This is a genomic window from Methylobacterium sp. PvP105, from assembly GCF_017876975.1.
GTDB classification, from domain to species: Bacteria; Pseudomonadota; Alphaproteobacteria; order Rhizobiales; family Beijerinckiaceae; genus Methylobacterium; species Methylobacterium radiotolerans.
In genome coordinates this window covers 4,255,457-4,278,241 of sequence record NZ_JAGIPA010000001.1, presented here as the reverse complement: position 1 = coordinate 4,278,241, position 22,785 = coordinate 4,255,457, and the positions used below count along the sequence as shown (strand labels likewise).

20 protein-coding genes and 1 other annotated feature are annotated in these 22,785 nt (G+C 71.1%); of the genes, 12 read left to right on the top strand and 8 right to left on the bottom strand.

Annotated features, from left to right (window positions below):
• Nucleotides 1-20: 20 nt before the first annotated feature.
• From J3A75_RS20990 to glp, 5 genes are read left to right on the top strand one after another with little or no spacing between them, the layout of a single operon-like run.
• Nucleotides 21-635 (top strand): anthranilate synthase component II, encoded by a 615-nt coding sequence (locus tag J3A75_RS20990; RefSeq protein ID WP_012320048.1) that lies wholly within the window; start codon nt 21-23, stop codon nt 633-635.
• A gap of 34 nt (nt 636-669) precedes the next feature.
• The gene (gene trpD, locus J3A75_RS20985) at nt 670-1,707 is read left to right on the top strand and encodes an anthranilate phosphoribosyltransferase (RefSeq protein ID WP_024829525.1); all 1,038 of its coding nucleotides are present in this window, start codon (nt 670-672) and stop codon (nt 1,705-1,707) included.
• A complete protein-coding gene (trpC, locus tag J3A75_RS20980) occupies nt 1,704-2,591 on the top strand; it encodes an indole-3-glycerol phosphate synthase TrpC (protein ID WP_043074027.1) in 888 nt (295 codons plus the stop codon). Before trpD ends, trpC begins: the two co-directional genes overlap by 4 nt.
• 3 nt (nt 2,592-2,594) lie before the next feature.
• Nucleotides 2,595-3,086 carry a cyclic pyranopterin monophosphate synthase MoaC gene (moaC, locus tag J3A75_RS20975; protein WP_024829527.1) on the top strand — a complete coding sequence of 164 codons (492 nt, stop codon included), beginning with the start codon at nt 2,595-2,597 and terminating at the stop codon, nt 3,084-3,086.
• A complete protein-coding gene (gene glp, locus J3A75_RS20970; protein WP_012320044.1) occupies nt 3,083-4,312 on the top strand; it encodes a gephyrin-like molybdotransferase Glp in 1,230 nt (409 codons plus the stop codon). Before moaC ends, glp begins: the two co-directional genes overlap by 4 nt.
• A gap of 3 nt (nt 4,313-4,315) precedes the next feature.
• On the opposite strand, the gene J3A75_RS20965 is transcribed toward glp, so the two are convergent.
• Nucleotides 4,316-6,100: a hypothetical protein gene (locus J3A75_RS20965; RefSeq protein WP_059408410.1), complete on the bottom strand. Its 1,785-nt coding sequence runs from the start codon at nt 6,098-6,100 to the stop codon at nt 4,316-4,318.
• A 205-nt stretch (nt 6,101-6,305) separates the two neighbouring features.
• Here J3A75_RS20965 and J3A75_RS20960 point away from each other — a divergent pair, with 205 nt between their 5' ends.
• The 3 genes from J3A75_RS20960 (at nt 6,306) to J3A75_RS20950 (ending at nt 9,636) form a co-directional block, all read left to right on the top strand.
• Entirely contained in the window at nt 6,306-7,808 is a 1,503-nt protein-coding gene (locus J3A75_RS20960) for an NAD(P)/FAD-dependent oxidoreductase (protein WP_070999838.1), read from the top strand.
• Between the two features lie 113 nt (nt 7,809-7,921).
• Entirely contained in the window at nt 7,922-9,205 is a 1,284-nt protein-coding gene (locus J3A75_RS20955; protein ID WP_043074025.1) for a PQQ-dependent sugar dehydrogenase, read from the top strand.
• 113 nt (nt 9,206-9,318) lie between these two features.
• Complete coding sequence (locus J3A75_RS20950) at nt 9,319-9,636, top strand: c-type cytochrome (protein WP_012320040.1); 318 nt, start codon at nt 9,319-9,321, stop codon at nt 9,634-9,636.
• Nucleotides 9,637-9,740: 104 nt separating this feature from the next.
• On the opposite strand, the gene lepA is transcribed toward J3A75_RS20950, so the two are convergent.
• The 3 genes from lepA to J3A75_RS20935 all read right to left on the bottom strand — a co-directional run bounded on the left by lepA (nt 9,741) and on the right by J3A75_RS20935 (nt 12,900).
• Nucleotides 9,741-11,543 carry a translation elongation factor 4 gene (gene lepA, locus J3A75_RS20945; protein ID WP_012320039.1) on the bottom strand — a complete coding sequence of 601 codons (1,803 nt, stop codon included), beginning with the start codon at nt 11,541-11,543 and terminating at the stop codon, nt 9,741-9,743.
• 309 nt (nt 11,544-11,852) lie between these two features.
• Nucleotides 11,853-12,053, bottom strand: coding sequence for a hypothetical protein (locus J3A75_RS20940; RefSeq protein WP_010682254.1), 201 nt, complete (start codon nt 12,051-12,053; stop codon nt 11,853-11,855).
• A gap of 61 nt (nt 12,054-12,114) precedes the next feature.
• Nucleotides 12,115-12,900: a HugZ family protein gene (locus tag J3A75_RS20935; RefSeq protein WP_012320038.1), complete on the bottom strand. Its 786-nt coding sequence runs from the start codon at nt 12,898-12,900 to the stop codon at nt 12,115-12,117.
• A 316-nt stretch (nt 12,901-13,216) separates the two neighbouring features.
• On the opposite strand from J3A75_RS20935, the gene J3A75_RS20930 reads away from it, so the two are divergent.
• From J3A75_RS20930 to J3A75_RS20915, 4 genes are all read left to right on the top strand, one after another.
• Nucleotides 13,217-13,927 carry a response regulator transcription factor gene (locus J3A75_RS20930; RefSeq protein ID WP_012320037.1) on the top strand — a complete coding sequence of 237 codons (711 nt, stop codon included), beginning with the start codon at nt 13,217-13,219 and terminating at the stop codon, nt 13,925-13,927.
• Nucleotides 13,928-13,995: 68 nt separating this feature from the next.
• Entirely contained in the window at nt 13,996-15,750 is a 1,755-nt protein-coding gene (locus J3A75_RS20925; protein WP_085985354.1) for a stimulus-sensing domain-containing protein, read from the top strand.
• A complete protein-coding gene (locus J3A75_RS20920; protein WP_024829533.1) occupies nt 15,750-16,190 on the top strand; it encodes an HPr kinase/phosphorylase in 441 nt (146 codons plus the stop codon). Before J3A75_RS20925 ends, J3A75_RS20920 begins: the two co-directional genes overlap by 1 nt.
• A 174-nt stretch (nt 16,191-16,364) precedes the next feature.
• Complete coding sequence (locus J3A75_RS20915; protein ID WP_010682249.1) at nt 16,365-16,766, top strand: PTS sugar transporter subunit IIA; 402 nt, start codon at nt 16,365-16,367, stop codon at nt 16,764-16,766.
• Nucleotides 16,767-16,776: 10 nt separating this feature from the next.
• Here the strand turns inward: J3A75_RS20915 and J3A75_RS20910 are convergent, their stop codons facing one another.
• The 4 genes from J3A75_RS20910 to J3A75_RS20895 form a co-directional block, all read right to left on the bottom strand.
• Nucleotides 16,777-17,664: an EamA family transporter gene (locus tag J3A75_RS20910; protein ID WP_070999837.1), complete on the bottom strand. Its 888-nt coding sequence runs from the start codon at nt 17,662-17,664 to the stop codon at nt 16,777-16,779.
• 159 nt (nt 17,665-17,823) lie between these two features.
• The gene (gene hslU / locus J3A75_RS20905) at nt 17,824-19,137 is read right to left on the bottom strand and encodes an ATP-dependent protease ATPase subunit HslU (protein ID WP_012320033.1); all 1,314 of its coding nucleotides are present in this window, start codon (nt 19,135-19,137) and stop codon (nt 17,824-17,826) included.
• Nucleotides 19,138-19,237: 100 nt separating this feature from the next.
• Nucleotides 19,238-20,734 carry a SulP family inorganic anion transporter gene (locus tag J3A75_RS20900; protein WP_012320032.1) on the bottom strand — a complete coding sequence of 499 codons (1,497 nt, stop codon included), beginning with the start codon at nt 20,732-20,734 and terminating at the stop codon, nt 19,238-19,240.
• Nucleotides 20,735-20,794: 60 nt separating this feature from the next.
• Nucleotides 20,795-20,850 (bottom strand) — a sequence feature (sul1 is cis-regulatory element that is thought to sense ions involved in sulfur or methionine metabolism; They are found in Alphaproteobacteria).
• Nucleotides 20,851-20,982: 132 nt separating this feature from the next.
• Complete coding sequence (locus J3A75_RS20895; RefSeq protein ID WP_209650715.1) at nt 20,983-22,653, bottom strand: methyl-accepting chemotaxis protein; 1,671 nt, start codon at nt 22,651-22,653, stop codon at nt 20,983-20,985.
• Nucleotides 22,654-22,785 lie beyond the last annotated feature (132 nt).

Below are 22,785 nucleotides of genomic sequence, written 5' to 3'. Positions count from 1 at the left end.
TGCCCGAGCGTGCCGCCGCGATGCCCAACGTCCTCGTCATCGACAACTACGATTCCTTCACGTGGAATCTCGTGCACCTGATCGGGCCGCTCTGCGGCGCGGTCGAGGTCGCGCGCAACGACGCGCTCACGATCGCCGATATCCGCGCCAGGGCGCCCGACGCGATCGTGCTGTCGCCCGGGCCGTGCACGCCGACGGAGGCGGGGATCTGCCTCGACGTGGTCCGCGACCTGTCCGAGGAGATCCCGATCTTCGGCGTGTGCCTCGGCCTCCAGGCGATCGGCCAGGCCTTCGGCGGTGACGTCGTGCGGGCGCCCCTGCCGCTCCACGGCAAGGTCTCGACCATCCGGCACGGCGCGCGCGGCCTGTTCCGCGGCCTCAACGACAGCTTCGAGGCGACCCGCTACCACTCCCTGGTGGTCGACCGCGCGACCTGCCCGACGGCCCTGCGGGTCACCGCCGAGGCGGACGGCCTGATCATGGGCCTGGAGCACGCCGACCGGCCGCTCCACGGCGTCCAGTTCCACCCCGAGAGCATCCGGTCGCAGCACGGCGCGGAGATCGTGAAGAACTTCCTGGATCTCGCCGCCGCCTGGAACACGGCGCGTGACAGGACGCGCGCCGACGTGCATTGACGCCGGGGGCCGGGGCGGCCCTCCGTAAGAACCCATGGACAGCTTCAGACCCCATCTCGCGAAGGTCGCCGGGGGCCTCGCCCTCGACCGCGCCGAGGCCCGCGCCGCCTTCGACGACCTGCTGTCGGGCGAGGTCACGCCGGTCCAGGCCGGCGCCTTCCTGACCGCCCTCAAGGTGCGCGGCGAGAGCGTCGAGGAGATCGTCGGCGCGGCCGAGGCCATGCGGGCGCGCATGACGCGCGTCGCGGCGCCGGAGAACGCCGTCGACGTCGTCGGCACCGGCGGTGACCATTCCGGCAGCGTGAACGTCTCGACCCTGGCGGCGATCGTCGTGGCCGCCTGCGGCGTGCCGGTGGCGAAGCACGGGAACCGCGCGGCGACCTCGCGCTCCGGCGCCGCCGACGTGCTCGCGGCCCTGGGCGTCCGGCTCGGGCTCGACCCCGCCGCGCAGGCCCGCTGCCTCGACGAGGCCGGCCTCTGCTTCCTGTTCGCGCAGGCCCACCACCCGGCGATGCGCCACGTCGCGGCGGTCCGGTCCGAGCTGCCCGTGCGGACGATCTTCAACCTGCTCGGCCCGCTGAGCAACCCGGCCGGCGTGGGCTACCAGCTCTTCGGCGTCGCCCAGGCGGCCCTCGCGGAGCCGCTGACGCGGGTCCTGGCCGAACTCGGCAGCCGCCGGGTCTGGACCGTCCACGGATCCGATGGGCTCGACGAGATCACCGTCACCGGCCCGACGCAGGTCGTCGCCCTCGAGGAAGGCCGGTTGTCACACTTCACCATCGACCCGCGCGAATTCGGGCTGGCGCTGCGCGCGCCCGAGGAGCTGCGCGGCGGCGACCCGGCCGACAACGCGCGGTCCCTGGAGGCCGTCCTGGCGGGTGCGCGGAACGCCTATCGGGACATCGCGGTCCTCAACGCCGGGGCGGCGCTCGTGGTCGCGGGGGCCGCGCAGGCCCTGGCGGACGGCGTCGCGCAGGCGCAGGATGCCGTCGATTCCGGGGCCGCCCGGGCGACGCTCGCCCGCCTCGTCCGGGCCTCGAACGACCACTCCAACGGGCAGGAGGGCCGATGAGCTCGCTGACGCACGAGGCGACCCCGGAGACCGGCGCCGGGACCCCGACCGAGCGGCCGAACGTCCTCGCCCGCATCGAGGCCTACAAGCGCCGCGAGATCGCCGAGGCGAAGCTGCGCGTGCCGCTCGCCAAGCTGGAGCGGAAGGTCGCTCAGGCGGAGCCGGTGCGCGGATTCGCGGCGGCGATCCGGACCCATCTAGCCGCGGATCGCCCGGCGCTCATCGCCGAGGTGAAGAAGGCCTCGCCGTCGAAGGGCCTGATCCGCGCCGATTTCGATCCGGCGACCCTCGCCGCCGCCTACGAGGCCGGCGGCGCCACCTGCCTGTCGGTGCTGACCGACGAGCCCTCGTTCCAGGGTCGTCCCGAGTACCTGACGGCGGCGCGCGCGGCCTGCGGGCTGCCGGTGCTGCGCAAGGACTTCCTGTTCGAGCCCTATCAGGTCTACGAGGCCCGGGCCTGGGGCGCCGACTGCATCCTCGTCATCATGGCCTGCCTCGACGACGACGAGGCCGAGGCCCTGGTCGAGACGGCGCACCTCCTCGGGATGGATGTCCTGGTCGAGGTGCACGACGAGGCCGAACTCGCGCGGGCAATCACCCTCGGCACGGCGCTGATCGGTATCAACAATCGGAACCTCAAGACCTTCGAGGTCTCGTTCGAGACCGCGATCCGGCTGGCGCCGGGGATCCCGGCGGACCGGATCGCCGTGGCCGAGAGCGGGATCGGCGACCACGCCGACGTGGCGCGGCTGCGGGACAACGGCCTCGGCGTGGTCTTGGTCGGCGAGAGCCTGATGCGGCAGCCGGACGTCGCGGCAGCGGCCCGCGCCCTGCTGTTCGGCGACGCGGGGGCCACGGGCGGCAAGCCGCGGAAGAAGGCGTAAGGCATGCGACCGGGCTCGACGCTGACCCATCTCGACACCAGCGGCGCGGCCAACATGGTCGACGTCACCGACAAGCCCGCCACCGACCGGACCGCCCGGGCGGAAGGCCAGATCGTGATGAGGCCCGAGACGCTGGCGCTGATCCGCGAGGGCGACGCCAAGAAGGGCGACGTGATCGGCACGGCCCGGCTCGCCGGCATCATGGCGGCCAAGCGCACCCACGAGCTGATCCCGCTCTGTCACCCGCTCCTGCTGTCGAAGGTGCGGGTCGAGTGCGAGCCCGACGACGCGCTCCCGGGCCTGCGCATCGCCGCCGAGGTCCGTGTCCAGGGCCCGACCGGCGTCGAGATGGAGGCGCTCACCGCCGTCTCGGTGGCCTGCCTGACGGTCTACGACATGGTGAAGGCGGTCGATCGCGGCATGCGGATCGAGGGGATCCGGCTGACCGCAAAGGATGGCGGCCGCTCGGGCGCCTACCGGGCACCGGCGGAATGAGCGGCCTGATCCCGGTCGCGGAGGCGCTGGCCCGGGTGCTCGCGAGCGTCGCCGCGCCGGTCGAGGCCGAGACCGTCCCGCTGGCTCGGGCCGGCGGCCGGACGCTCGCGGCCGACGTCGTCGCCTCGCGGACCCAGCCGCCATTTCCGGCCTCGGCCATGGACGGCTACGCCGTGCGTAGCGCCGACGCCGCAATGGTCGGGGCGACCCTGCGGCTCATCGGCACCAGCGCGGCCGGCCACGGCTTCCCGGGGCGCATCGGCGCGGGTGAGGCGGTCCGGATCTTCACCGGCGCGCCGGTTCCGGAGGGCGCGGACGCGATCCTCATCCAGGAGGACGCCGCCGCCGAGGCGGGCGCGGTGCGGGTCCTGGAGCCCGTGGAGCCGGCACGGTTCATTCGCCGGGCCGGCCTCGACTTCACCGCGGGCCAGACCCTGATCCCGGCCGGCACGAGCCTCGACGCGCGGCGCCTCGCGCTCGCCGCGGCGGCCGGTCATCCGCGGCTCCCGGTCCGTCGCCGGCCGCGCGTCGCGATCCTCGCCACCGGCGACGAGCTGGTGGAGCCGGGCGCGACGCCGGGCTGGGACCAGATCGTCGCCTCGAACAGCCTCGCGCTCGGCGCACTCGCCGCGGAGGCGGGCGCCGACATCGTCGATCTCGGCATCGCCGGGGACGACCACGACGCCCTGGCGGACGCGTTCCGTCGCGCCCGCGCGGCGCGGGCCGACCTGCTGGTCACCCTCGGAGGAGCCTCCGTGGGCGACCACGATCTGGTACAGGCCGCGCTCGCCAAGGAGGGGTTGGAGCTCGGCTTCTGGCGGGTCGCCCTCCGGCCGGGCAAGCCGCTGATGCACGGCCGTCTCGGCGACATGCTGGTGATCGGGCTGCCGGGCAATCCGGTCTCGTCCATCGTGTGCGGGCTGCTGTTCGTGGTGCCGGCGATCCGCGCGCTCCAGGGCGATCCGCGGGCGGGCGCCGACCGGAGCGAGCCGGCCACGCTCGGCCGCGACATGCCGGAGAATGACGGGCGGGCCGACTACATGCGGGCGAGCCTCGCCCTCGAGCCCGGCCGGCTGCCGGTCGCGACCGCCGAGCAGCGCCAGGATTCGTCGATGCTCGCCGTCCTCGGCCGGTCCGAGGCCCTGCTGCTCCGCGCCCCGCACGCGCCGGCCGCGCGCGCCGGCGATCCCTGCCGGATCATCCGCCTCGATCGCCGCCTGCTCTGATCGTCAGGGCACCACGCGCCAGGCCTTGAGCGGGCCGGGCACGTCCAGCGGCAAGAGGCGCGCGCTCCGGGCCGCGCCCTCGGCGAGTCGCGTGGCGTAAGCCGTCTCCGCCTGCAGATTCTCGGCCGGCCGTGCCGGGCAGGCCACGAGGTAGCGAACGTGGAACGCCGTGAGCACCCGGTCGAGGTCGGCCTCTGTGCCGCCCAATCCCACGATGGCCGCCGTGAGGCCGGGAATGGCGCGGTGATAGGGCGCGGCGACGATGCTGTGCGGGGTCCGGAGAAGGATCGACGGCCCCATGAAGATCGGTGCGAGCACGGTGCCTTCCGGCAGGCGCGCCAGGGGGCGGACGGCGGCGTCGTCGAGGCAGGCGGTGGTCTCGGCCGCGTCGGGCGCGGTGCGCAGGCCGGGCGCCAGGATCTCCGCCAGGAGCGCGGGGATCATCCAGAGGCTGCTGATCATCGCGGCCCCGAGGAGCGCGGCGGGCCAGCGCCGTTCCCCGGCCGGCAGGGCTTTCCGCGCCAGCGCTCGATCGAGGATTACCCCCGCCACCAGCGGCACGAAGCCGGAGACGATGTACAATCCGCGGAACTGCGCGATGCCGAGGATCAGTCCCGGCCACAGGAACAGCGCGACCACCGACCAGGCCCGGCGGTCGGGCCCGCGCCACGCCATCCCGGTGGCCGTGAGCGCCGCGAGGAACACCACGGGGTAGAAGACCAGCGCTTCCCACTGGCCGCGGGCCACGAACTTTGCCAACGGCGCCATCTCGTTGACCGTGAGCAGCCAGTGGATCCTCACCAGGGCCGGCATGTCGGGGAACGGGCCGTCGAGGCAGGACGGGAAGGCGGCGGCGAACCCGGCCAGCAGGATGGTCCCCGCCATTCCCGCCAGGGTGAGGCGCGCCGATACGGTCGCGAGGCGCTCGCCCGCGGCGGCGGCTGCGGCGACGAGGCCGAGGCCGCCCAGGGTGAGCCAGAGCCAGGGCGGCGAGAGCGCGTCGCAATGGGTGCCCCCCCACTGCGAGGGGGCCGTCTGGAGGGCGAACAGCACGGGCGCGGCCAGGCCGAGGCCCAGGCCGAAGCCCGCCAGCGACGGCAGGGCCGAGCGTCCGCGCAGGCACCACTCACCCGTGAGAAAGAGGGCCGCCAGCGCGACGAAGGGCAGGCCCTCGAGGCCGATCGCCAGCGAGCCCGCCGCCAGGATCCCGCCGATCAGGCCGGGTCGCAAACCCCCGCGGATCATGCAGAAGGCGAGACCGAGGATCGAGAGGATCTGCAGGTTGTGATGATCGACCCGCCCCGCCTGGAACTGGATCGTCACACCGAAAGTCTGCGTGGCCGCGATCACGGCCAGGAGTGCGGCCTCGCTGCCGAAGCTGTGCCGGACTCCGCGATACAGCAGCCAGCCGTAGAGCCCGAAGAGCAGCATCGGCCAGAGTGCGGCCGTCAGGCCCTCGGCGAGCGCGGGGCCCGTCAGGGGCGTGAGCACCAGGATCAGGCCGGCGATGGGCGCGTCGACGAGGCGCGACCAGTGGCCCGGCACGCCGCCCGGAGGCAGGAAGCGGTACTGGACGTTGTCGTACCAGCCCTGGCCGGCCAGCAGGTCGCGGACTTCAACGAGGCGCATGGCGTCGTCGGTATCCGGGACGCGCAGGTGGTGGATCGTCTCCCACACCGCGTGGGGGGCGTTCATCGTCGCGATGCAGAGGCCGGCGAGGACCCACAGCAGCGTGCGGGCCTCGATCCGCCCGCGCGGTCGGGAGAGAGGGAGCGCCGGAGCCGGCATGGTTGGATCACCCGGACGTGCGGTCGATGCCCGCGCCGGCATGCTCGCGCAATTCGGCTTAACGCGCGGTCAAAGGGAGGCGGACGGGCGGTCCAGCCGCCGGTCTGCCCCGCCGGCGCCAGCGATTCCTTAACCACGACCGGGCATGCTGGCGACCGGTCGGCGTCCTGCGCGTCGCGCGCCGCACCAATCGCCGGAGCATGGGATGAGCCACCACACCGAGACGCTGGTGATCGGCGCGGGGCCCGCGGGTCTGACCGCCGCCTACCTGCTGTCGAAGAAGGGCCGCTCCGTCACCGTCCTGGAGCGCGATCCGGCGCAGGTGGGCGGGATCTCGCGCACCGTCTCGCACAACGGCTACCTGTTCGATATCGGCGGCCACCGGTTCTTCTCGAAGTCCCAGGCCGTGGTCGATCTCTGGGACGAGATCCTCCCCGACGACTTCATCGAGCGCCCGCGCCTGTCGCGGATCTACTATCGCGGCCGGTACTACGCCTACCCGCTCAAGGCCTTCGAGGCGCTGCGCAACCTGGGCGTCCTCACCAGCGCGGCCTGCGTCGCCTCCTACCTCTACGCCCGCCTGCGGCCGGTCGCGGAGCCCAAGACCTTCCACGCCTGGGTCCGCAACCAGTTCGGCGAGCGCCTGTTCTCGATCTTCTTCAAGACCTACACCGAGAAGGTGTGGGGCATGTCGTGCGACGCGATCTCGGCCGACTGGGCGGCCCAGCGCATCAAGGGGCTCGACCTCGGTGCGGCGATCCGCGACGGCATCAAGCGGTCGCTGGGCCTGCGCAAGGCGCCGAAGGCCGGCGGTCCGGTCATCAAGACGCTCATCGAGTCGTTCCGCTATCCGCGCCGCGGCCCCGGCATGATGTGGGAGGCGGCGGCCGCCAAGATCCGCGCCCAGGGCGGTCAGCTGAAGCTCGACCGCAGCGTCGACTCCCTCAGCTACGATGCCCACACCGGCATCTGGACGGTGGCGGCCCGCCGCTCGGACGGCAGCCGCGAGACCTTCACCGCCCGCAACGTCGTCTCGTCCGCGCCGGTCCGCGAGCTGGTCGACGCGATCCGCCCGCGGCCGCTCAGCACCTTCAACGCCCGGGCGCTGAAGTACCGCGACTTCCTGACGGTGGCGCTCATCGCCAAGTCCGACAAGAACTTCCCGGACAACTGGATCTACATCCACGACCCGTCGGTGAAGGTCGGTCGCGTGCAGAACTTCCGCTCCTGGTCGCCCGAGATGGTGCCGGACGCGGACCACACCTGCCTGGGTCTGGAGTATTTCTGCTTCGAGGGCGACGGCTTGTGGAACGCCGACGATTCCGAGCTGGTGGAGCTCGCCAAGCGCGAGATCGGGCAGATCGGCCTGATCGACCCGGCCGACGTCGTCGATGCCTGCGTGGTCCGCCAGCCGAAGGCCTACCCGGTCTACGACGAGGAGTATGCCGGCCACGTGGTCACCGTGCGGCGGGAGCTGGAGCGGGATTTCCCGAGCCTGCACCTCGTGGGCCGCAATGGCATGCACAAGTACAACAACCAGGACCACGCGATGATGACCGCGATGCTGACCGTGGAGAACATCCTCTGCGGCCGGCGCCGGCACGATGTCTGGCGGGTGAACGAGGACGCCGAGTACACCGAGTCCGGCGTGTCGGGCTCCGACCTCGCCCTGGGCAGCGAGCGCCTCGTGCCGCGCAAGGTGGCCTGACGCGCGACAGCGCCCCGGCCGCGTCACCGGCGCGGCTTGCCGGTCCATCCCGCGCCTCTATCGTTCCCTCCCGGTAATGCCCTGGTCCAAGGGCTGCCGGGAGGATTCTTTCGATGCGATCTCTGCTTCTCGCCGCGCTCTTCGCGGGCGTGGCCCTGCCGGCGGCGGTGCTCCCCGTCCTGGCGCAGGGCGCCGCCCCTGCCGAGACCAAGGCGAAGACCGACGACCTCGAGAAGCTCGAGGGCTTCCACAGCACCGACACCCAGGCCGCCGCGGAGATCCCGCAGACCGGCCGCCGCGCCGACGCGATCCGCAAGACCCTGTCGAAGATCAAGCTGCCGGAGGGCTTCAAGATCGATCTCTACGCCGTGGTACCGGACGCCCGCGCCATCGCGGTCGGCCCCAATGCCGGGGTGCTGTTCGTCGGCACGCGCAAGAGCAAGATCTACACGGTCACCGACCGCGACAAGGACCGGGTCGCCGACGAGGTCCGCCCCTTCGCGCCGGGCATCACGTTCAAGATCCCGAACGGCGTCTGCTTCTCGAAGGACGGCGTGCTCACCGTGGTCGAGCAGAACCGCGTCCTGGCCTTCCCGGCCGCCGAGTTCTTCTACGAGAACCCGGACGTCGCCGCCGGCGTGCTGGTCAAGCAGGGCCAGCTGATCCCGGCCTCCGAGGAGAGCTTCAACCACACCGCCCGGGTCTGCCGGGTCGGGCCGGATGGCAAGACCTACATCGCGCTCGGCCAGCCCTACAACGTGCCGCCCGCCGAGAAGATGGACCTCTACAAGAAGACCGGTATCGGCGGCATCATCCGCATCGACGCCGACGGCAAGAACCGCGAGGTCTACGCGACCGGCATCCGCAACTCGGTCGGGATGGACTTCAACACCGACAAGTCGCTGTGGTTCACCGACAACCAGGTCGACGGCATGGGCGACGACAAGCCGCCGGGCGAGCTGAACCGCTCCACCAAGGCGGGCGAGAATTTCGGCTTCCCGTGGTTCGGCGGCGGCTCGGTCCGCACGGTCGAGTACAAGGATCAGACCCCGCCGACCGACGCCGTCGCTCCGCAGGCCGAGCTGCCGCCGCACGCGGCCGATCTCGGCATGACCTTCTACAACGGCAAGCAGTTCCCGGCGTCGTACAAGGGCGGGATCTTCATCGCCGAGCACGGCTCGTGGAACCGCACCGAGCCGGTGGGCGCCCGGGTGATGTTCGCCAAGCTCGGCGCCGACGGGAAGGTCGAGTCGGTCAAGCCGTTCGCAGAAGGGTGGCTCACCGGCGACGGCGAGTATCTCGGCCGCCCGGTGGACGTGGCGGTGATGCTCGACGGCTCGCTGCTCGTCTCGGACGATTCCGCCGGGGCGATCTACCGGATCTCCTACGAGAAGTAGCCTCTTGTGACCTGGCGCCTCTCCGCTCGTGAGGCGCCAGGTCGAGGGCGCGCGCGTCCCGTTCCGACGCGAGCGGGCAAGTCTTCACTGATCCCAGAGTTCGAGCTCGCCCGATGATCCGTTTGCTTCTCGTCCTGACCGCCACCCTCGTTCCGCTCTCGGCGCAGGCCGGCGACGCGACCGCGGGCAAGAAGCGGGCGACCGCCTGCCAGACCTGTCATGGGATGGACGGGCTCTCGAAGCTGCCGGAGGCGCCGAACCTCGCCGGGCAGGTCGAGCCCTACCTCGTGAAGGCACTCACCGAGTACCGCGACGGCAAGCGGCAGAACGAGATCATGAACGTGGTCGCGAAGGAGCTGTCGGACGCCGATATCGCCAACCTGGCGGCGTACTATTCCGGCATCCAGATCGACGTGCTGCCGCCGGGCTAGGCGGCACCCCCGTCACTGCGAGCGGAGCGAAGCGATCCGGTTGCGCCAAGCAAACCGACGTCGCGCTAGCCTGGATCGCTTCGCTCCGCTGGCGACGCCGCGGATCAATCGTCCATCTTCAGGGCGGCGATGAACGCCTCCTGGGGGATCTCGACGCGCCCGAACTGGCGCATCTTCTTCTTGCCTTCCTTCTGCTTGTCGAGAAGCTTGCGCTTGCGCGAGATGTCGCCGCCGTAGCACTTGGCGGTGACGTCCTTCGACAGGGCCTTGATCGTCTCGCGGGCGATGATCTTGCCGCCGATCGCCGCCTGGACGGGAATCTGGAACAGGTGGCGCGGGATCAGGTCCTTCAGCTTCTCGCACATGGCCCGGCCGCGCGACTCGGCGCGGGTGCGGTGGACCAGCATCGAGAGGGCGTCCACCGGCTCGGCATTCACCAGGATCGACATCTTCACGAGGTCGCCCTCGCGGTAGTCCGACACGTGGTAGTCGAAGGAGGCGTAGCCCTTCGAGATCGACTTGAGCCGGTCGTAGAAGTCGAACACCACCTCGTTCAGCGGCAGGTCGTAGACGACCATGGCGCGCTTGCCGACGTAATTGAGGTCGATCTGGACGCCGCGCCGGTCTTGGCAGAGCTTGAGCACGCCGCCGAGATACTCGTCCGGCGTCAGGATCGTGGCGCGGATCCAGGGCTCCTCGACCGTCTCGATCTTCATGACGTCCGGCATGTCGGCCGGATTGTGCAACTCCTTGATCTCGCCGTCGCGCATCTTGAGCCGGTAGACCACCGACGGCGCCGTGGAGATCAGGTCGAGGTTGAATTCGCGCTCCAGCCGCTCCTGGATGATCTCCAAGTGCAGGAGCCCGAGGAAGCCGCAGCGGAAGCCGAAGCCGAGCGCGGCCGAACTCTCCATCTCGTACGAGAACGAAGCGTCGTTGAGCCGGAGCTTGCCCATGGCCGAGCGCAGGTTCTCGAACTCTGCCGCGTCCACGGGGAACAGGCCGCAGAACACCACTGCCTGAACTTCCTTGAAGCCCGGCAGCATCTCGGTGGTTTGGCGCTTGTCCTCGGTGATCGTGTCGCCGACGCGGGTGTCGGCCACCTCCTTGATCGAGCCGGTGAAGAAGCCGACCTCGCCCGGGCCCAGCGCATCGATGTCGGCCATCTTCGGCCGGAACACGCCGATCCGGTCGACGCCGTAGACCGCGTCGGCGCCCATCATGCGGATGGTCATGCCCTTCTTGAGGGTGCCGTCGATGATCCGCACCAGCACCACGACGCCGAGATAGGCGTCGTACCAGCTGTCCACGAGGAGCGCCTTCAGGGGCGCGTCGCGGTTGCCCTTCGGCGGCGGCAGGCGCGTGACGATCGCCTCCAGCACCGCCTCGATGTTGAGGCCGGTCTTGGCCGAGATCGGCACGGCGTCGGAAGCGTCGAGGCCGATCACCTCCTCGATCTGCTCCTTCACCCGGTCTGGCTCGGCGGCCGGCAGATCGACCTTGTTGAGGACCGGGACGATCTCGTGATTGGCGTCGAGCGCCTGGTAGACGTTGGCGAGCGTCTGCGCCTCGACACCCTGGGAGGCGTCGACCACCAGCAGCGAGCCCTCGCAGGCGGCGAGCGAGCGCGAGACCTCGTAGGCGAAGTCCACGTGGCCGGGCGTGTCCATCAGGTTCAGGACGTAGTCCTTGCCGTCCTGCGCCTTGTACTCCAGGCGCACGGTCTGCGCCTTGATGGTGATGCCGCGCTCCTTCTCGATGTCCATCGAGTCGAGCATCTGCTCGGACATGTCCCGCAAGGCCACGGTCCCGGTGGCCTGGATCAGCCGGTCGGCCAAGGTCGATTTGCCGTGGTCGATATGCGCGACGATCGAGAAGTTGCGGATGGTGTCGATCGGGGCTGTCATCGGCATTCCGTTGGGGCGCGCGCCGGCGCGCACCGTCTGACGTCGGGACGTGTTCGGATAAAGCGGCTCCCGCGCGAGATAGCAGCGCGGCGGGGAGGCGCCAAGCGCGGCCTGAGCGCCCGGGCGGACGCGCAGCCCGACGCGAAGCACCGGCGGCGGCATTCGGCACCGCGGGCAGGACCCGGAACACTGTCGGTGACAGGCCTGCGCCGCCGGCGGGTCCTCCCGGCGGCGACATAAAAGCAACGGGGGCCGGAACGGGCCGGCCCCCGGGTCACGATCGTGTCTGGCGCCGAGGAGCGATCTGGCTCAGCGACCGCGGTCGCGGATCAGTCGCTCGATCTCGGCCTCGCCGTGGGAGCGCGCCTTGGCCTCGGTCGGATGCTTCCGGTCCGAACGCTGGTGCAGCTTGCCGTGCTTGCGGATGCTCCACTGGAACAGGGAGCCGCTCTCGCCGACCGGCTCCACGTCGAGGCTGAAGGGGTAGGTATCTGTCTGGGTATCGCTCATGGGGCCGATATGGGGCGGTCAGCGACCTTTCGCCATGCCTGATCGGCAAGTCCTTGCGCGTTTACGCGTCCGCACCGGTCGCGCGCGCCCGCGCGGCCATGGCAACGAGGCTTTTGCGCAGCGCACCCATGTCGGTGACGCGCTCCGGATAGGGGACCCGCACGGTGCGGTCGGCGGCCATCAGGTCCATGCCCTCGGGGTCCAGGCCGGTGAGCCGCCAGGGCAGATCGGCTGCGCCGCCGGCGCCGGCGGCGTAGAGCGCCAGCGCGTCCGCGTGATCGGCGTTCATGTGCTCGACCGCGCCGCGCTCGCCCGCCACGATGGCCTGCGCGTCCGAGAGGTCGAGGAGGAGCTGGTCGCGGGTCAGGGTCGCGGCCTTGGCGAAGCCGCCGTTGAGGTGGCCGGCCTCGGGCGCCAGGGCGAAGAAGCCGAAATCCGGGAAGTCGGCGTAGAGCTTGGCCTTGGGGTGGCGAGCCAGGAACCGCTCCCGCGCCCGCGCCTCGACGGTCTGGACGGCGCGGCCCACCACGGTCAGCCGGGGATGGGCGAGGGGATCGCCCTTGCCACCCTGCGAGAACAGCAGCGAGCAGCGCGGGTCGGCCAGCAGGTTGCGGGTGTGGGCCGACAGCCGCGACAGCAGCATCAGCGGCGTGCCGTCCGCGTCGGTGGCGGTCGTGACGAGGGAGGCGAAGGGCGTCCCGTCCGGGTCGAGGGTCGCGAGCGCCCCGGACCGGACGCTGCGCAGGAGCGTGCGCGACAGGCCGATCGCGTCGAACGGGGCCGCCTCGGCCGGCAGCGGACGGGCCGGTCCGCCCGCACCCGGACCCGTGTCGATCGTCTCGCCCATGCGCGATTCCTCCCCCCACCCGAGCGGCCGCCCGGTTTCGCCGCCACGTTAGCGGCGCAACGGGGGCGGCGCGAGGCGCCGCGACCGCGTCAGATGGGCCGGAGGAGGAGCGATGGGCGCCGGTGTTACGGCCAAGCTATGACCGCCGCTCGCTTTTTCCGATCGGCCGTACTAAAGCACCTGTCCCTTTGCGCGTGCCGGGTTGCGCCCAAACTGCCCGGTTCGCGTTTTTGTCTGCCCCCTCGGGGCCGGGACGTGGCGCGGCCTGTGCGAAGAGCCGGGACCGCGCCTGAGCCCGTTCAGTCAGGGACCGCGCATGCCGACCATCGCCCTCGTCGACGACGACCGGAACATCCTCACCTCTGTGTCGATCGCGCTTGAGACCGAAGGCTACCGCATTCAGACCTACACGGACGGCGCCTCCGCGCTGGACGGTCTGCGCCATTCCCCGCCCGATCTCGCGATCTTCGATATCAAGATGCCGCGCATGGACGGGATGGAGCTTCTCCGACGCCTGCGGCAGAAATCGGACCTTCCCGTGATCTTTCTGACGTCGAAGGACGAGGAGATCGACGAGCTGTTCGGCCTCAAGATGGGCGCGGACGACTTCATCCATAAGCCGTTCTCGCAGCGCCTGCTGGTGGAGCGGGTGAAGGCGGTGCTCCGGCGCTTCGCCAAGGAGGCCCCCGGCGGCACGCCCCGCGGCGAGGCCGAGGTCGCGGCCCGGTCGCTCGAGCGCGGCGCGCTGATGATGGATCCCGAGCGGCACACCTGCACGTGGAAGGGCGAGCCGGTGACCCTGACGGTCACGGAGTTCCTGATTCTCCAGGCCCTCGCGCAGCGCCCCGGCGTGGTGAAGAGCCGCAACGCCCTCATGGATGCCGCCTACGACGATCAGGTCTACGTCGATGACCGGACGATCGACAGCCACATCAAGCGGTTGCGGAAGAAGTTCAAGGTCACAGACCAGAGCTTCGACATGATCGAGACGCTCTACGGCGTCGGCTATCGATTCAAGGAGGCGTGATCTCCAGGATCCGCCCCGTGACCGTCCGTACTCAGACCCAGACCGAGGATGCCGCGCCCCGCGCCTCCCTGGCCCAGACCCTGTCCCGACCGCTCGGCTGGCCCCGCGCCGTGTGGGAGGCGATCGGCCAGCGCGCCTCGTCGAGCCTGACGCGCCGCATCGTCGTCCTCAATCTCGTCGGGTTGATCGCGCTCCTCGTCGGATTCCTGTACCTCAATCAGTTTCGCCAGGGCCTGATCCAGGCCCGGATCCAGAGTCTCGCCATCCAGGGCGAGATCATCGCTGGGGCGATCGCCGCCTCGGCGTCCGTGGACACCGACACGATCCGCATCGACCCCGACAAGCTGCTGCAGCAGCAGGCCGGCGAGGCGGCGGAGGAGGAATCGCAGCCGCTCGCCTTCTCGCTCAACCCCGAGAAGGTGGCGCCGCTCCTGTCGCGGCTCGTGACGCCGACGGGCAACCGCGCCCGTGTCTACGACCAGGAGGGCGGCCTCCTGTTCGACACCCGCACCCTGTTCAAGCGCGGCGATGCCAGCCGGCCCGACCCGTTGGAGCCGAAGCCCCACAAGCCCGGGATGCTCGAATCCGCCTTCGAGGCGATCCAGTCCAAGCTCGGCGGCCTGTTCCGCAGCCGGACCGAGACCGCCGAGGAGACCGGGCCGGTGAACGGCCACTCGCTGCGCGAGGTCCAGGCGGCGCTCGGTGGCAATCGCGGCAGCCTCGTCCGCCGGAACAAGCTCGGCGAGACCACCGTCTCGGTGGCGGTGCCGATTCACCGGGCCGGCTCGGTCCGCGGCGCCCTGCTGATCTCGACCCAGGGCGACGCAATCGACCGTGTCATCGCCTCGGAGCGGTTCGGCCTGCTCCAGGTGTTCCTCGTCGCGTCGGCGGTGATGGTGGTGCTGTCGTTCCTGCTGGCGGGCGCGATCGCGGGACCGGTGCGCCGCCTCGCGGAGGCCGCCGAGAAGGTCCGCATGGGCATCAAGACCCGCGAGGAGATCCCGGACTTCACCGAGCGCACCGACGAGATCGGCCACCTGTCCGGCGCCCTCCGGGACATGACACAGGCCCTCTACCGGCGGATCGACGCCATCGAGAGCTTCGCGGCGGATGTCAGCCACGAGCTGAAGAACCCGCTGACCTCGCTTCGCAGCGCGGTGGAGACGCTGCCGCTCGCCCGGAACGACGAGTCCCGCGGCCGGCTGATGGCGATCATCCAGCACGACGTGAAGCGCCTCGACCGCCTGATCAGCGACATCGCCGACGCCTCGCGCCTCGACGCGGAGCTGGCGCGCGCCGAAGCGCGCCGGGTCGATCTCCGGCGGCTGCTCACCACGGTCGTGTCGGTCGCCAACGAGCGGCGGCGCCCCAAGGATTGCCTGATCCAGCTCGACGTCGAGGCGACGGGCTCCGAGCAGGACGCGCCGTTCACGATCATCGGCCACGACAGCCGGCTCGGGCAGGTGGTCAACAACCTGCTCGACAATGCCAGGTCATTCTCACCGACCGACGCGAAGGTCCGGGTCGTGCTGCGCCGGGTGCGCGGCGAGGTCGAGATGATCTGCGAGGACGAGGGTCCGGGTATCCCGGAGCACGCGCTGGAGCGGATCTTCGAGCGCTTCTACACCGACCGGCCGGAGCAGGGCTTCGGCCAGAACTCGGGCCTCGGCCTGTCGATCTCCCGGCAGATCGTCCAGGCCCACCGCGGCACGATCCGCGCCGAGAACCGGCCGGGCGCTCCCGACGAGGACGGCGAGCCGACGGTGCGCGGCGCCCGGTTCGTCGTGCGCCTGCCGGCGGCGCCGCGGCAGCTCCACGCCTGATGGTCACCCTGCACGGCGCCTGCATCGCGCTGCGCGGGGCCGGCATCCTGATTCGCGGTCCATCGGGCGCGGGCAAGTCCAGTCTCGCGCTCCTGCTCGCCGCCGCGCCGGACGGGGCCTTCGTGGCCGACGATCGGGTCGTCTGCGCGATTCGCGACGGGCGGGTCACGGCCGCTGCCCATCCCGCGCTCAACGGACGCGTGGAGGTCCGCGGCCAGGGGATCCTGTCGGCGGTCGATCTGGGGCTCGACGTACGGCCGGAGGCGGTGCTGCACCTCGCCGTCGATCTGGTGGAGACGGCGTCGCGCCTGCCGGATCCGCCGGCCGACGCCGACATCCTGGGGGCCGCTGTGCCGCGCCTCGTCCTCGACCGAGGCGTCCGCGCGGCCGGCCTCGCGCCGCTCCTCGTCCGTGCGGCGCTGCGAAAACCGCGGCCGTGACTTCGCAGCCGCACAGGCGGCTCGATTCGCCCAAGACTGGTATCCCCCATGGCGCACACGCGGCGACCGTGGCATGATCGTGGGAATGTCCGGGCAAAAAAGTCGCGTTCGCCTTGTGGGGGGCTGTGCGATGCACAACATGGCGGCACACACAGGACGTTGGAACACGTGTCGATGATTGGCATGGTGCTCGTCACCCACGGACTCCTGGCGACCGAGTTCAAGGCCGCGCTGGAGCACGTGGTCGGCCCGCAGGATCAGATCGAGACGATCACGATCGGGCCGGAGGACGATATGGAACTGCGACGCCGGGACATCATGTCCGCGGTCTGTCGTGTGAATACCGGGGACGGTGTGGTGGTGCTGACCGACATGTTCGGCGGCACCCCGTCGAACCTCGCGCTCTCCTGCATGAACGGCGGTTCGGTGGAGGTCGTGGCGGGGATCAACCTGCCGATGCTGATCAAGCTGGCCAGCGTCCGCGACGAGGAGAAGCTCGGCGACGCCGTGCTCCACGCCCAGGAAGCGGGCCGCAAATACATCAACGTCGCCTCGCGGGTCCTGGCGGGGAAGTAAGTCTCCGCGATCAGGCTTCCACAACGGCCGTCGGCGGAGCGGAGCGCCGGGCGCTCACGGTGATACCCACCGACGCCGCGATCACCAGCGCGATCGCGAGCCACTGGACCGCGCTGATTCGCTCTCCCAGCAGCACGAGTCCCGCGCAGGCCGCCACGGCCGGCTCCAGGCTCATCAGCACGCCGAAGCTCTTCCGGTCGAGCCGGCGCAGGGCGACCATCTCCAGCGAGTAGGGCAGGGCGCTCGACATCAGCGCCACCGCGAAGCCCGCGGCCAGGAGACCGGGCGCCAGCAGGGCCGGACCGGCCTCCGCCACGCCGAACGGCGCCACGACGAGGGCCGCCGTGAGCATGCCGAGGGATACGGCCTGCCCACCGTCGATGCGCCCGGCGCGCTGCCCGAACAGGATGTAGAGCGCCCAGCACAGGGCGGCGCCGAGATCGAGCGCGATGCCGATCGGGTCGAGGCCGTCCGGGTTGGCGATCGGCAGCAGCAGCGCGAGCCCGGCGATCGCCACGCCGATCCACAGGAAATCCGAGCGCCGCCGCGACGCGATCAGCGCGACCGCCAGCGGCCCGACGAACTCGATGGCCACGGCCGGCCCGAGGGGCAGCCGCGCTAGGGCGAGGTAGAACAGGAGGTTCATCAGCCCGAGGGCGGTCCCGTAGAGGGCGATCCAGCCGGCCTCGCGCGCCGGGAGGCTGCGCCGCCACGGCCGCCAGATCGCGATCAGGATCAGGGCGGAGAAGCCGACCCGCAGGGCGGAGGTCCCGGCCGCGCCGACCGCCGGGAACAGGCTCTTGGCAAAGGTCGCGCCGCACTGGAGCGAGACCATGCCGGTGACCAGCGCCGCCACGGAGAGCACCGTATCCCCGAGGCCGAACCTGATCCGTGACACGCGACGACCATCCTCAGGACCGGGCCAGGGCGCTCGCTTAGCAGATGCCGCGGCCGCCGCGGCCTACGCCGGGCCTCATGGCTCACGCCAGCCCCGCGCGGGGCTCGCCACGCCGGGCTCGCACCGGCCGCCGATGCGCGACGGTGCAGCGATCTGCCCTCACAGGATGAAGCGGCTCAGATCCGCGTTCGACGCCAGATCCTGCACCCGCTCGCGCACGTAGGCCGCGTCGATCGGCACCGTCTCGCCCGACCGGTCGGTGGCGGTGAAGGAGATCTCGTCGATCACCCGCTCCAGAACCGTCTGGAGCCGACGCGCGCCGATATTCTCCACCGAGGAATTCACCTCCACGGCGACCCGCGCGAGGGCGTCGACCGCGTCGTCCGTGAAGGTCAGGGTGACGCCCTCGGTCTCCATCAGCGCGACGGTCTGCTTGAGCAGGCTCGCCTCGGTGGCGGTCAGGATCTGCTTGAAGTCGTCCACCGTGAGAGGCTGCAGTTCCACCCGGATCGGGAGGCGGCCCTGCAGCTCGGGCAGGAGGTCTGCCGGCTTCGAGACGTGGAAGGCGCCCGAGGCGATGAACAGCACGTGGTCCGTCTTCACCGGCCCGTGCTTCGTGGCCACGGTGGTGCCCTCGATCAGCGGCAGCAGGTCACGCTGCACGCCCTCGCGCGAGACGTCGCCGGACGAGCGGCCCTCGCGGGCGCAGATCTTGTCGATCTCGTCGAGGAAGACGATGCCGTTGTTCTCGACCTCGCGGATCGCCTCGCGGACCAGCGCCTCGTCGTCGACGAGCTTGTCGGATTCCTCGGCCATCAGCGGCGCGTAGGCGTCCCGCACCAGGATCCGCCGCGGCTTCCCGCGCTGGCCGCCGAGCGCTTTGCCGAGCATGTCGCCGATGTTGATCGCGCCCATGGAGGCGCCCGGAACGCCGGGAATCTCGAACATCGGCATGCCGGCGGGGGCGCTGGAGGTCAGCTCCAGTTCGACTTCCTTGTCGTCGAGCTCGCTGTTGCGGAGCTTGCGCCGGAAGCTGTCGCGGGTGGCCTGGCTCGCCGTCGGGCCGACCAGCGCGTCGAGGATCCGGTTCTCGGCGGCGGCCTCGGCCTTGGCCTTCACGCCCTCGCGCTTGGCCTGCCGGGTCAGGCCGATCGCCACCTCGACGAGGTCGCGGACGATCTGCTCGACGTCGCGGCCGACATAGCCGACCTCGGTGAACTTGGTGGCCTCGACCTTGAGGAACGGCGCGTTGGCGAGCCGGGCGAGGCGGCGGGCGATCTCGGTCTTGCCGCACCCGGTCGGCCCGATCATCAGGATGTTCTTGGGCGCGACTTCCTCGCGGAGCGGACCTGTGAGCTGCTGGCGCCGCCAGCGGTTGCGCAGCGCGATCGCCACGGCGCGCTTGGCGTCGTGTTGCCCGACGATGAACCGATCGAGTTCGGACACGATCTCGCGGGGAGAGAACGTCGTCACCGCTTTGCCATCCCTGTTCCCGGCCCGAAATCGGCCCCGCGCCGGGAATGGGGTCGCGCGCGGTCCCGCGCAAGGGGCCGCGCGTCGGCCGGTCGCCGCCTCAGTGCGCTGCCGGGACCGCCGCGGCGTCGCCCTTGTCGTGCTGGCCGAACCGCTCGACCAGGGTCGCACTGGCCTCGTTCAGGCCGACGACCGCGACGTCGCGGCCACGGGCGCGAGCCTTGAGGACGACCCGGTCGAGGGCCCCGATGGCGGAGATGTCCCAGAAATGCGCCGCGTGGACGTCGATGACGAGGCGCTCGACCGGCTCCAGCACGTCGATCGCCTCCGAGAACGTGCCCGCCGAGGCGAAGAACACCTGCCCGGTGATGGTGTAGGTCCGGGTGCGGCCGTCGGCCGAGAGGGCCGACGTGATCCGGTTGAGCCGGGCGACCTTGCCGGCGAAGAACACGCCGGAGAGCAGCACGCCGACAAGCACGCCGACGGCGAGATCCTTCGTGGCGACCACGACCAGGACGGTCACCAGCATCACCGCCGAGGAGGGCAGCGGGTTGGTGCGCAGCCGCAGGAGGGAGCGCCACGAGAAGGTGTTGATCGAGACCATGATCATCACGGCCGTCAGAGCCGCCACCGGCACGACGGCGAGCAGGTCCTGCAGCGCCACGAGGAGCACCAGCAGGAACGCCCCCGCGACCAGCGTCGAGAGACGGCCGCGGGCGCCCGAGGAAACGTTGATCACCGACTGGCCGATCATCGCGCAGCCGCCCATGCCGCCGAACACCGCCGACGCCATGTTGGCGATGCCCTGACCCACGCACTCGCGGTTCTTGTCGCTGCCGGTGTCGGTCATGTCGTCGACGATCTGCGCGGTGAGCAGGCTCTCCAGCAGGCCGACGGCCGCGAGCGTGGCCGCGTAGGGCAGCAGGATTCGCAGGGTCTCCAGGCTGAGGGGCACATCCGGCAGGGCGAAGCTCGGCAGCGCGGAGGGCAGGGCGCCGAGATGGGCGACCGTGCGCACGTCGAGGTGGAACATCGCGGTGATCGCCGTCAGCACCGCGATCGCGACGAGCGGCGCGGGGATCGCGCGGGTGATCCGCGGGAACCCGTAGATGATCGCCAGACCCAGGGCGATCAGCCCGTAGGTCGCGGGCGTCACGCCGGTGAGCTCGGGCATCTGCGCCAGGAAGATGAGGATGGCGAGCGCGTTGACGAACCCGGTCATCACCGATTGCGAGACGAAGCGCATCAGCCGGCCCAGCCGGAGGAAGCCGGCCAGGATCTGGATCAGGCCCATCAGGATCGTCGCGGCGAAGAGGTACTGGACACCGTGTTCGCGCACGAGGTCGACCATCACCACCGCGGTGGCGGCGGTGGCGGCCGAGATCATCGCCGGCCGCCCGCCCGCGAAGGCGATGGTGCAGGCGATGACCACGGAGGCGTAGAGGCCGACCTTCGGGTCGACTCCGGCGATGACCGAGAAGCCGATGGCCTCGGGGATCAGCGCCAGGGCGACGACGATCCCCGACAGGGCGTCGCCGCGCAGGTTGGAGGTCCACGACCGGACATATCCGGCGTTTCGGGTCACGGGTGTCGACATCGATGAATCCGCACGAGCGGCGCCCCCGCGTCGCTGGCGGGTCGAGGCGCGTCTCGAATGCGTGGTCCGGCGGATCGGCGGCCGGAAGAGCCACCCGGGCTTTCACCGGGTCCTTGCGAATGCGCCGACCCTAGGGGGCCGGGCACCGCAATGCAACAACGCTCAGGAAAACGGCCCGCGACGCCGTCCCCGTCGCCACTGGCGCCGCTCCGCATTCCCGCCCTGGCGGAACCGTCGGTCCGGTCCGCTCAGGCCGCGCGCACCTGCGCCACGAAGCCCGCCACCTCGCCGCCGAGCCCGTTCGAGCGGCGGGCGATATCGGCGGCGGCGTCGAGGACCTCCGCGGCGCTGACGCCGGTCTCCCGGGCCGCACCCAGGACCAGCGCCATCGTGTCGGTGACGGCGCGGGTGCCGCTGGCGGCCTCCGAGACGCTGCGGGCGATCTCCTGGGTGGCCAGCTGCTGCTCCTCGACGGCGGCCGCCACACCGAGGGCGATGCCGTGGACCTGCTCGATCGTGCCGCCGATCTCCTCGATCGCCGCGACGGCGTCGTGGGTCGCGGTCCGCATGGCGGCGATCTGCCCGGCGATCTCCTCGGTGGCCTTGGCGGTCTGCGTCGCGAGGTCCTTCACCTCGGTGGCGACCACCGCGAAGCCGCGCCCGGCCTCGCCGGCCCGCGCCGCCTCGATCGTGGCGTTGAGGGCCAGCAGGTTGGTCTGGCCGGCGATGGTGGAGATCAGGGAGACGACCTGCCCGATGCCGTCGGCGCTGCGGGCGAGGGCCTGGACGCTCGCCCGGGTCCGCCGCGTCGCCTCGACGGCGCTCTCGGCGGCCGTCGAGGTCTGGGTCACCTGGACGCCGATCTCGCTGGCGGTGGCGGCCAGCTCCTCGGTGGCGGCGGCGACGGCCTCGACGTTGTGGGCCGTGGTCTCGGCCGCGCGCGTGACCGACTGCGACTGCGTGCCGGCGTGCTCGGCGTTGCCCGCCATGGTCGCGGCGGCGCGCTCCAGCCCGGCCGCGGCACCGGCGAGGTGCTCGACCAGGCCGCCGATGCTGCCCTGGAAGCGCTCGGCCAGCCAGGCCATCTCGGTGCGCTTGCGCGTCGCCGTATCGGCCTGCATCCGCTCGTGCTCGTGCCGCAGGGTCTCGGCCTCCCGCATCGTGTCACTGAAGACCTGCATGCTCGTCCAGATCGCGCCGATCTCGTCGCGTCCCGGCTTGACGGCGGGCAGGGTGAGGTCGCCGCGCGAGAGGCGCTGGATCGCGTCCGAGACCGCCCGCAGCGGCCGGGCGATCTGTCGCTGGCCGATGAGCAGTCCGAGGGCGCAGCAGATCACGGTCCCGACCAGGGCGAGGCCGAGGAGCAGGAGCGTGCGCGCCTCGAACAGCGCCTGGGTGTCGGCCTTGATCGCCGTCATCTCGGCCCGGCCCTGTTTCACCAGGGCGTCGATGCTCGCCTGGAAGGCCTTGCGGTTCGCCCGGTTGGCGTCGTTGAACCCGAGCTCGGCGGCCGCCTTGGGGCCGGTCGTGTCGCCCGCCTCCGCGAGGGCGCTCCGGAGGGCGCGGAACGCGTCGGCGTTGCGCACCATGGTCTCGAAGAGCGGCCGCTCGGCCTCGGTCACCCGCGGCGCCCAGTCGGCCCGCAGCGCATCCATCTCGGCGAGACCTTTGCGGATCCCGGCGGTGTACTTGGCGGCCTCCGCCCGGTCGGCGGAGGCGTAGACGCCGCGCGAGTCCATGGTGACTTCGGCGGCGAGGCGGTTGAAGTTGGCCGCGTCGAGCGCCCGGACCGAGGCGCTCTCGACGCTCGCCAGCGAGCGCTCGAAGCTCTTCAGCGTCGCGACGCTGACCCCCGCCACGACCAGCGTCGTCAGGCTGCAGGCGCCGACGAAGCTCAGGAGTTTTCCGCCGATTTTCATTGCTATCCAACCGTCGAGGCGCGATTGGCGTCAAAATGCAGGTTATTCGTCAAGACGTAGTAAACTGAGACGATCCGGAATTATTTGTCCTGGCTCGATACTGGAGCGCCCGTGACGCATGGGGCCGGCGCG

Bases quoted from the DNA above. Each gene is read 5' to 3' on its own strand.
- J3A75_RS20990 (WP_012320048.1), top strand. From the start codon at position 21: ATGCCCAACGTCCTCGTCATCGACAACTACGATTCCTTCACGTGGAAT.
- trpD (WP_024829525.1), top strand. From the start codon at position 670: ATGGACAGCTTCAGACCCCATCTCGCGAAGGTCGCCGGGGGCCTCGCC.
- trpC (WP_043074027.1), top strand. From the start codon at position 1,704: ATGAGCTCGCTGACGCACGAGGCGACCCCGGAGACCGGCGCCGGGACC.
- moaC (WP_024829527.1), top strand. From the start codon at position 2,595: ATGCGACCGGGCTCGACGCTGACCCATCTCGACACCAGCGGCGCGGCC.
- glp (WP_012320044.1), top strand. From the start codon at position 3,083: ATGAGCGGCCTGATCCCGGTCGCGGAGGCGCTGGCCCGGGTGCTCGCG.
- J3A75_RS20965 (WP_059408410.1), bottom strand. From the start codon at position 6,100: ATGCCGGCTCCGGCGCTCCCTCTCTCCCGACCGCGCGGGCGGATCGAG.
- J3A75_RS20960 (WP_070999838.1), top strand. From the start codon at position 6,306: ATGAGCCACCACACCGAGACGCTGGTGATCGGCGCGGGGCCCGCGGGT.
- J3A75_RS20955 (WP_043074025.1), top strand. From the start codon at position 7,922: ATGCGATCTCTGCTTCTCGCCGCGCTCTTCGCGGGCGTGGCCCTGCCG.
- J3A75_RS20950 (WP_012320040.1), top strand. From the start codon at position 9,319: ATGATCCGTTTGCTTCTCGTCCTGACCGCCACCCTCGTTCCGCTCTCG.
- lepA (WP_012320039.1), bottom strand. From the start codon at position 11,543: ATGACAGCCCCGATCGACACCATCCGCAACTTCTCGATCGTCGCGCAT.
- J3A75_RS20940 (WP_010682254.1), bottom strand. From the start codon at position 12,053: ATGAGCGATACCCAGACAGATACCTACCCCTTCAGCCTCGACGTGGAG.
- J3A75_RS20935 (WP_012320038.1), bottom strand. From the start codon at position 12,900: ATGGGCGAGACGATCGACACGGGTCCGGGTGCGGGCGGACCGGCCCGT.
- J3A75_RS20930 (WP_012320037.1), top strand. From the start codon at position 13,217: ATGCCGACCATCGCCCTCGTCGACGACGACCGGAACATCCTCACCTCT.
- J3A75_RS20920 (WP_024829533.1), top strand. From the start codon at position 15,750: ATGGTCACCCTGCACGGCGCCTGCATCGCGCTGCGCGGGGCCGGCATC.
- J3A75_RS20915 (WP_010682249.1), top strand. From the start codon at position 16,365: ATGATTGGCATGGTGCTCGTCACCCACGGACTCCTGGCGACCGAGTTC.
- J3A75_RS20900 (WP_012320032.1), bottom strand. From the start codon at position 20,734: ATGTCGACACCCGTGACCCGAAACGCCGGATATGTCCGGTCGTGGACC.
- J3A75_RS20895 (WP_209650715.1), bottom strand. From the start codon at position 22,653: ATGAAAATCGGCGGAAAACTCCTGAGCTTCGTCGGCGCCTGCAGCCTG.